The sequence below is a fragment of the Dietzia sp. E1 genome, from assembly GCF_014145015.1.
Taxonomy (GTDB): Bacteria; Actinomycetota; Actinomycetes; order Mycobacteriales; family Mycobacteriaceae; genus Dietzia; species Dietzia cinnamea_A.
On sequence record NZ_JAALDU010000149.1, the window covers coordinates 1 to 7,988 of the forward strand.

Annotated in this window: 7 protein-coding genes; 3 read left to right on the forward strand and 4 right to left on the reverse strand. The window is 70.7% G+C overall.

From position 1 onward, the window contains the following. The coding region (locus G6030_RS06195) for an acyl-CoA dehydrogenase family protein (RefSeq protein ID WP_182642523.1) at positions 1-994 on the reverse strand (994 nt) is incomplete at its 3' end. A gap of 100 nt (positions 995-1,094) precedes the next feature. Here G6030_RS06195 and G6030_RS06200 point away from each other — a divergent pair. From G6030_RS06200 to G6030_RS06210, 3 genes are all read left to right on the forward strand, one after another. Beyond that, positions 1,095-2,297 (forward strand): CoA transferase, encoded by a 1,203-nt coding sequence (locus G6030_RS06200; RefSeq protein ID WP_182642524.1) that lies wholly within the window; start codon positions 1,095-1,097, stop codon positions 2,295-2,297. Beyond that, the gene (locus G6030_RS06205; protein WP_182642525.1) at positions 2,294-3,481 is read left to right on the forward strand and encodes an acyl-CoA dehydrogenase family protein; all 1,188 of its coding nucleotides are present in this window, start codon (positions 2,294-2,296) and stop codon (positions 3,479-3,481) included. Before G6030_RS06200 ends, G6030_RS06205 begins: the two co-directional genes overlap by 4 nt. Before the next feature lie 88 nt (positions 3,482-3,569). Then, on the forward strand, positions 3,570-4,673 hold the full coding sequence (locus tag G6030_RS06210; RefSeq protein WP_182642526.1) for a zinc-binding dehydrogenase: 1,104 nt from the start codon (positions 3,570-3,572) through the stop codon (positions 4,671-4,673). A gap of 203 nt (positions 4,674-4,876) precedes the next feature. Here G6030_RS06210 and G6030_RS06215 read toward each other — a convergent pair whose 3' ends face one another. The 3 genes from G6030_RS06215 to G6030_RS06225 form a co-directional block, all read right to left on the reverse strand. After that, positions 4,877-6,019: an acetyl-CoA C-acyltransferase gene (locus G6030_RS06215; RefSeq protein ID WP_182642527.1), complete on the reverse strand. Its 1,143-nt coding sequence runs from the start codon at positions 6,017-6,019 to the stop codon at positions 4,877-4,879. 70 nt (positions 6,020-6,089) lie between these two features. After that, positions 6,090-7,295: an acyl-CoA dehydrogenase family protein gene (locus tag G6030_RS06220; RefSeq protein WP_182642528.1), complete on the reverse strand. Its 1,206-nt coding sequence runs from the start codon at positions 7,293-7,295 to the stop codon at positions 6,090-6,092. Between the two features lie 38 nt (positions 7,296-7,333). After that, a partial coding sequence (locus tag G6030_RS06225; protein ID WP_182642529.1) for an SDR family oxidoreductase occupies positions 7,334-7,988 on the reverse strand: 655 nt, incomplete at its 5' end.

Here is a 7,988-nt window from a genome sequence, read left to right on the forward strand (position 1 = left end):
TGCAGTAGAGCTTGGCCGCCGACGGGGCGATCCGGCGATCCTCACCGGAGTGGTACTTCGCGGCGGCCTCGCGGACCATCGCCCGGCCCGCCATCACCCCCACCTGGATATCCGCCAGCATGGCCTGGACCAGCTGGAACTCGCCGATCACCCTCCCGCCCTGGGTGGCGGTGGTGGCGTGCGCGAGCGACTCGTCCAACGCGCGCTGCGCGGCACCGACCGCCAACGCGGCGATGTGCACGCGGCCTCGCGCGAGCGAGGTCATCGCGGCCCGGTAGCCCGCGTCCTCGTCCCCGCCGACCAGTGCGTCGTGCGGGACGCGGACTCCCTGGAGGCTCACCTCAGCGGTCCAGGCGCCCTCCTGACCCATCTTCTTGTCCTTCGGCCCCACCGTCACGCCCGGCGTGTCCGCGGGGACGAGGAAGACGGCGATGCCGGTGCCGTCGGCGTCGGCGGGGCGGGTCCGGGCGAACACGACGAACAGGCCGGCGAGCGGCGCGTTGGTGATGAAACGCTTGGTCCCGTCGATCACCCAGTCGGCTCCGTCGCGCACCGCCCTGGTGGTCAGCCCCGCTGGGCTCGACCCCGCGCCGTCTTCCGTGAGGGCGAACGACGCGATCACCTCCCCGGAGGCGATCGGCCCCAGCCACCTCGCCTTCTGCTCGTCCGTCCCGAAGTTCACCAGCACCTGCCCGGCGATCCCGTTGTTGGTACCGAACAGGGACCGCATCGCGAGGGTCGTGTACCCGAACTCCATCGCCAACTCGACGTCCTGGGTCAGGTCCAACCCCAGGCCGCCCCAGCGCTGCGGTATCGCGTAACCGAACAGGCCCATGTCGGCCAGCCCCGTGCGGATGTCCGCCGGGACCTCGTCGGCGTCCGCGATCTCCTGCTCACGCGGCAGCACCACCGTGCGGATGTAGTCGCGCGTGGTCGCGAGGATGTCCGCGAAATCGTCCCCGGATACCTCCGGTTCCCCCACTGTCGTGTTCATCGCCCGCCTTCCGCCGCTTCCAGCGCATCGCCTGTATGCTAACAACTATTATCATCGTTTGCGGGGTGACTCAACCGCCCCCTCGGCGACGGAGGCACCGATGTCCGACCCGACCACTCCCGCGGCGGCGGGACGACCCCTCGACGGCATCCGGGTCGTCGAGCTGTCGAGTTTCGTGGCCTCTCCCCTGTGCGGCCTCACCCTCGCCCAGCTCGGCGCCGAGGTCATCCGGGTCGACCCGACGGGTGGTGCCGCCGACGTCAACCGCTGGCCCCTCGCGCCGGACGGGACCTCCATCTACTGGACCGGCCTGAACCGCGGCAAGGCCTCGGTGACCCTCGACCTGCGGTCCGACGAGGGCCGTCAGGCGCTGCGGGACCTCGTCACCGCGCCCGGCGCGGGGGGTGGGATCCTCGTGACCAACTCCGCGGGCCGCGACTGGATGAGCCACGACGTCCTGGCCGCGATCCGGCCCGACGTCATCACCCTGGAGCTGCTCGGCCGACGCGACGGCCGACCGGCGGTGGACTACACCGTCAACGCCGCCCTCGGGTTCCCCGCCATCACCGGGCAGGTCGACGGGCGGGGCGGCGGGCCCGGCGTGGGACAGGCGGTCAATCACGCACTGCCTGCGTGGGACGTCGCCGCCGGACTCCACGCCGCCCTCGCCGTGGTCGCGGCGGTCCGCGACCGCGAACGGACCGGTCGCGGCCGGCACATGGTCCTGCCGCTCGACGACGTCGCGTTGGCCACCGCGGGCACACTCGGGTATCTCACCGAGCCCCAGCTCGACGGGACCTCACGGCCCGCTGTGGGCAACTACGTCTACGGGACGTTCGGGAAGGACTTCACGACCAGCGACGGCGGCCGGTTCATGGTCGTCGCCCTCACGACCCGCCATTTCCATGATCTGGCCCGCCTGACCGGGACGCGCGAGGCCGTCGACGCGCTCGAGACCGCGACCGGTGCCGACTTCTCCACCGAGTCGGACCGCTACTCCTACCGCGAGGTGCTCGCCGCCCTGTTCGCCCGCTGGTTCTCGGCCCACACGACCGAGGAGGTCGCCCGGGCGTTGTCGGAGTCGGTGGTACTCCACGAGCGGTACCGCACCTTCGCCGAGGTCGTCTCCGACGGCGATCTCGAGGCCAACCCGCTGTTCGCCCGCCTCGACCAACCCGGCATCGGCCCGTACCTGGCCGCCGCCCACCCGGCCACCTTCGACGGCGCACACCTGACCACGGGGCCCGCTCCCCGACTCGGAGCGGACACCGACCGCCTCACGACCGGAGGATCACCGGCATGACCCACAAGCCCGCCGCGCGCGACGACGTCCCCGTCTACCTCACGCCCGAGCGTCTGGCCATCCGCGACCTGGCCCGCGAGTTCACCGCCAAGGAGGTCCTCCCCGTCGCCGACCGACTCGACCCCGAACGCGGCGACATCCCCGACGGGCTACGGCAGAAGATGGCCGACATCGGGTTCTTCGGAATCATGGTCGGCGAGGAGCACGGCGGCCTGGGCCTGGGCGTGTTCGAGTACTGTCTCGTCGCCGAGGAGCTGGCCCGCGGATGGTTGTCCGTCTCGGGCCTGCTGGCACGCGGGAACGGCATGGGCGGCGGCTTCACCGCCGAGCAGGAGGCCCGGCTGCTCCCCCGCGTCGCGCGCGGCGAGTGGCTGGGCGCCTACGCGCTGTCCGAGGCCGAGGCCGGGTCCGACGTCGCCAACATCTCGTGCCGGGCTGTTCGCGACGGGGACGAATGGGTCGTGAACGGCACCAAGATGTGGTGCACGTACGCCGACCAGGCCGATTACCTCGTGCTCTTCGCGCGGACCGATCCCCACCGCGATCCCGACAAGCCGCACCGCGGGATCTCCGCCTTCCTCGTGGAGAAGGAGCGCGGCGGGTTCCCGCCGGGCATCACCGGCACCCCCGTGCGCAAGATCGGGTACTTCGGCTGGCAGACCTGGGAGCTGTCGTTCGACGACTTCCGCGTCCCGGCCTCGGCCCTGCTCGGCGAGGAGGGGAAGGGCTTCTACCTGGCCGTGTCCGGGCTCGAGGTCGGACGTGCCCACACCGCGGCCCGGGCCATCGGACTCGCCCGCGCCGCGCTCGAGGACTCGATCGCCTACGTGACGAACCGCGAGCAGTTCGGGCGGCCCATCGGCGAGTTCCAGTACCTGCGATTCCAGATCGCCAAGATGGCCGCGGACATCGAGGCCGCCCGCCAGCTCATGTACTCGGTGGCCACCGCCATCGACTCGGGGCGGCGGTGCTCGCTCGAGGCGGCGATGTGCAAACTCGTCGCTACCGAGATGGCGGAACGCGTGACCTCGCAGGGCATCCAGATCCACGGCGGGGCCGGGTACACGACCGACTTCCAGGTCGAGCGGCACTGGCGGGACGCGCGCCTCACCCGGATCTTCGAGGGGACGAGCGAGATCCAGATGCGGATCATCTCCGACGAGCTGCTCGGTCGCATCGGCTGAGTGTCCCGGATCGGCTGAGTATTCCGGATCTGCTGAGTCCCAGCGGATCTGCTGAGGTGGGCGCCGACGCCTGAGTACAGTCGGCGCCATGAAGGCTGCCGTCTGTGTCGAGACCGGATCCCCGCTGGTGATCGAGGACATCCCGATCCCCGAACCGCGGGAGGGTGAGGTCCTCGTGCACAACCACGCCTGCGGGGTGTGCCACACCGACCTGCACGTCATGAAGGGCGAGGTCGGGTTCCCGCTCCCCGGCGTGCTTGGCCACGAGATCTCGGGAGTGGTGGCCGAGGTCGGCCCCGGGGTGACCACCGTCCGGCCCGGCGACCGGGTGGTCGGCTCGTTCATCATGCCGTGCGGCTACTGCGAGAACTGCGCGCGCGGCATGGAGGACATCTGCTCCACGTTCTTCGAGTACAACCGGCTGCGGGGGACCATGTACGACGGCGAGAGCCGGCTCCGCCGGGCCTCCGGCGAACCGCTGTCCATGTATTCCATGGGCGGGCTGGCCGAGTACAGCGTCACCCCGGCCACGGCCGTGTTCCCCCTCCCTGAGGAACTGGACCTGACCGACTCGGCGATCCTCGGGTGCTCGATGTTCACCGCCTACGGGGCCGTCCGCAACGTCGGCGACGTCCGGACCGGGGAGTCGGTCGCGGTGGTCGCGGTCGGCGGCGTCGGTCAGAACATCGTCCAACTGTCCGCGGTGAGCGGTGCGGAAGCGGTCATCGCGATCGACGTCGACGACGACAAGCTCGCCCTCGCCCGCCGCATGGGCGCCACCCACACCATCAACTCGGCGCAGATCGACGCGACGGCCGCCGTCATGGAGATCACGGGCGGCCGGGGCGTCGACGCGGCGTTCGAGGCGCTCGGCTCCGCGGTCACGACCCGCCAGGCCACCGAGATCGCCAGGGAGGGCGGCCGCGTCGTCGTGGTGGGTATCCCGCCGGCCGGGACGTCGCTGGACGCGGACCTGGCGCGCATCGTCCGCCGGAAGATCCAGATCAAGGGCTCGTACGGCGCGCGGGCCCGACAGGACGTCCCCGCCCTCATCCGACTGTTGGCCGCCGGCAAGTTGGATCTCGGCCAGGTCATCTCGCGGCGCGTCCCGATGGCCGAGGCGCCGCGGACCTACGAGGCGCTCGACCGTGGCGACGTGCTGGGGCGCGCCATCGTCCTCACCGGCGACTGAGCGCCCTCGTCGAGAAGAGCGTTTCGCACAGATCCACTCGACCGATACGGGCGAAATCGTCTTCTGGATGGTGGCGAACGGCAATAGGCGGTGCAGCGGCCGCCGGGTACCGCGCGCACGCCGGACGACCCGCACACGCACCGACCCCCGGCCCACCGCCATCGCGGCGGGGACCAGGGGTCGGGTAGCGCTGATCGCGCCGGTCAGAGCAGTTCGATGATGGTGGCGTTGGCCTGGCCGCCGCCCTCACACATCGTCTGCAGGCCGTACTTGATGCCCTCGTTCTTCATGTGATGGACGAGGTCGGCGAAGATGCGCGCGCCGGAGCCGCCGAGCGGGTGTCCGAGGGCGATCGCGCCGCCGTTCGGGTTGAGCTTGGCCGGGTCCGCGCCGGTGTCCGCCAGCCACGCCATCGGCACGGAGGCGAACGCCTCGTTGACCTCGAACACCCCGATGTCGTCGATCGACAGGCCGGACTTGGCCAGCGCCTTGGCCGTGGCGGGGATCGGCGCGGTGAGCATGATGACCGGGTCGTCGCCCGCGAGGGTCGCGGTGTGCACGCGCGCCAGCGGGGTGCAGCCGTACTTCGCGGCGGCCTCCTCGCTCATCACCAGGATCGCCGCCGAGCCGTCGGAGATCTGGGAGGCGTTGCCCGCGTGGATGACACCGTCCTCCTTGAACGGCGTCTTGAGCCCGGCCAGCGCCTCGACGGTGCTGCCGCGGCGGATGCCCTGGTCGGTGTCGAACACGCCGTCCGGGGTGGTCACCGGCACGATGTGACCGGCGAAGAACCCGGCGTCCTGTGCGGCGGCGGCCTTCTCGTGCGAGGCCACCGCGAACTCGTCGAGCTGGGTGCGCGAGAAGCCCCACCGCTCGGCGATCATCTCGGCGCCCACACCCTGGTTGGGCGCGATGCCGTTGTACCGGTCCAGGAACTGCTGCCCGTAGGGGAACGAGTCGGAGGACACGTGCGAGCCCATCGGCACGCGGGTCATCGACTCCACGCCGCCGGCCACGACCACGTCGTGGTAGCCGGACTCGACCACCGCGACGGCGAAGCTCAGCGCCTGCTGCGACGACCCACACTGCCGGTCGATCGTCACGCCGTTGACCGTCTCGGGCCACCCCGCGGACAGGGCGGCGGTCCGGGCGATGTCGCCGGCCTGCTCACCGGCCTGGGTCACACAACCCCAGATGACGTCCTCGACGACCGCCGGGTCGATCCCAGCGCGCTCGACGAGCCCGTTGAGCACCACCCCGGACAGGTCGGCGGGATGCACCCCGGCCAGGCCGCCCTTGCGCTTACCCACCGCGCTGCGCACGGCCTCCACGATCACTGCACCCATGTGCTTCTTCCTTCTCTCTCGTGCGTCCCCCGGTGCCGGTCGACCCGGCGACTGGTAGGACATCCTAGGGTTATCCGATGTACGGCGGGGTCTTCTTCAGTTCGCCACGCGCGATCGTGCGACGGTGGACCGCGTCCGGACCGTCGACGATCCGCAGGGCCCGCGCCCAGGCGTAGAAGTACGCGAGCGGGGTGTCGTCGGAGACGCCGGCGCCGCCGAAGACCTCGATGGCCCGGTCGATGACCGCACACGCGACCTGCGGTGCGATGACCTTGATGGCCGAGATCTCGAAGCGTGCCTCCTTGGCGCCGACGGTGTCGATCATCCACGCGCAGTGCTGGACCTGTAGGCGAGCCTGATCGATCTCGATCCGCGAGTTGGCGATGTGCTCCTGCACCACGCCCTGGCTGGCCAGGGAACCACCGAAGGCGTGGCGGGACTTGGCCCGGTCGACCATGAGCGCGAGCGCCCGCTCGGCCATCCCGATGGCGCGCATGGCGTGGTGGATGCGGCCCGGTCCGAGGCGCGCCTGGGCGATCGCGAAGCCGGCCCCCTCCTCGCCGAGGAGGTTCTCCACGGGCACTCGCACGTTGTCGAACACGAGCTCGCAGTGCCCGTGCTGGTCCTGGTAGCCGAACAGGGGCAGATTGCGCTCGATCCGCAGGCCCGGGGTGTCGCGCGGGACGAGGACCATGGACTGCTGACGGTGGGTCTCGGCGTCGGGGTCGGTCTTGCCCATGACGATGAGGATCTCGCAGCGGGTGTCGGCGATGCCGGTGATCCACCACTTGCGGCCGTTGATCACGTACTCGTCGCCCTCGCGGCGGATCACGGTCTGGATGTTGGTGGCGTCCGAGGAGGCGACGTCGGGCTCGGTCATCGCGTACGCCGAGCGGATCTTCCCCTCCTTGAGCGGCTCGAGGTACTTGGCCTTCTGCTCATCGGTGCCGAACAGGTGGAAGGTCTCCATGTTCCCGGTGTCGGGGGCCTGCGAGTTGATCGCCTCGGGGGCGATGACGGGCGACCATCCCGTGATCTCCGAAACGGCGGCGAACTCGAGGTTGGAGATGCCTGACCACTCGGGCAGGAAGAGGTTCCACAGGCCACGGCGGCGGGCCTCGGCCTTGAGGTCCTCCATGATCGGCGGGTAGGCGTTGTCGCCGTGTTCGCGCAGATACGCGGACCACACGGGCTCGGCCGGGAAGACGTGCTCCCGCATGAACTCCCACATGTTCTCCTGCAGCTCGAGGCTGCGCTGACTGTGAGCGAATTCCATTGTTTCTACTCCTGTAGGGGTTGTCGGCGCGGACGCGGTCAGTGCAGGGTCATGCCACCGTCGGCCACGAGGGTCGCGCCGGTGATGAAGGACGAGGCGTCGGAGGCGAGGAAGACCAGCGCGGAGTCGAGTTCGGGCTGCAGTCCGAGCCGCCCGAAGATGGTGCTGCCGGTGATGTCGGCGAGCATTTTCTCGGGGATCTCGTCGGTCATCTCGGAGGCGAAGTACCCGGGGGCGAGCGCGTTGACGCGGATGCCGCGGCGGCTGCCCCACTGGTGCGCCAGGTCGCGGGTCAGGCCGAGAACCGCCGCCTTGGTCGCGGAGTACGCGGCCTGGGGCGCGAAGCCGGCGGTCAGGCCCAGCACGCTGGCGACGTTGACGATGCTCGAGCCGGGCCCCATGACGGCCGCGCACTCCTTGGCCGCCCAGTAGGCGCCGTTCAGGTTGACGTCCACCACGCCGCGGAACTGCTCGGGCGTCTCCTTGAGGGCGGGCACGGCGGTGCCGAGTCCGGCGTTGTTGACGAGGATGTCGATGCGCCCGTGGGCGTCCATCACCGCGCGGACCATCGCCGCGCAGGCCTCCGGGTCCGCGACGTCGCAGGCCACGGTCGTGGCGGTGCCGCCGGACGCACGCAGGTCGTCGGCCAGTGCCTCGAGCCGGTCCCGGCGCCGGGCGGCGAGCACGACGGTG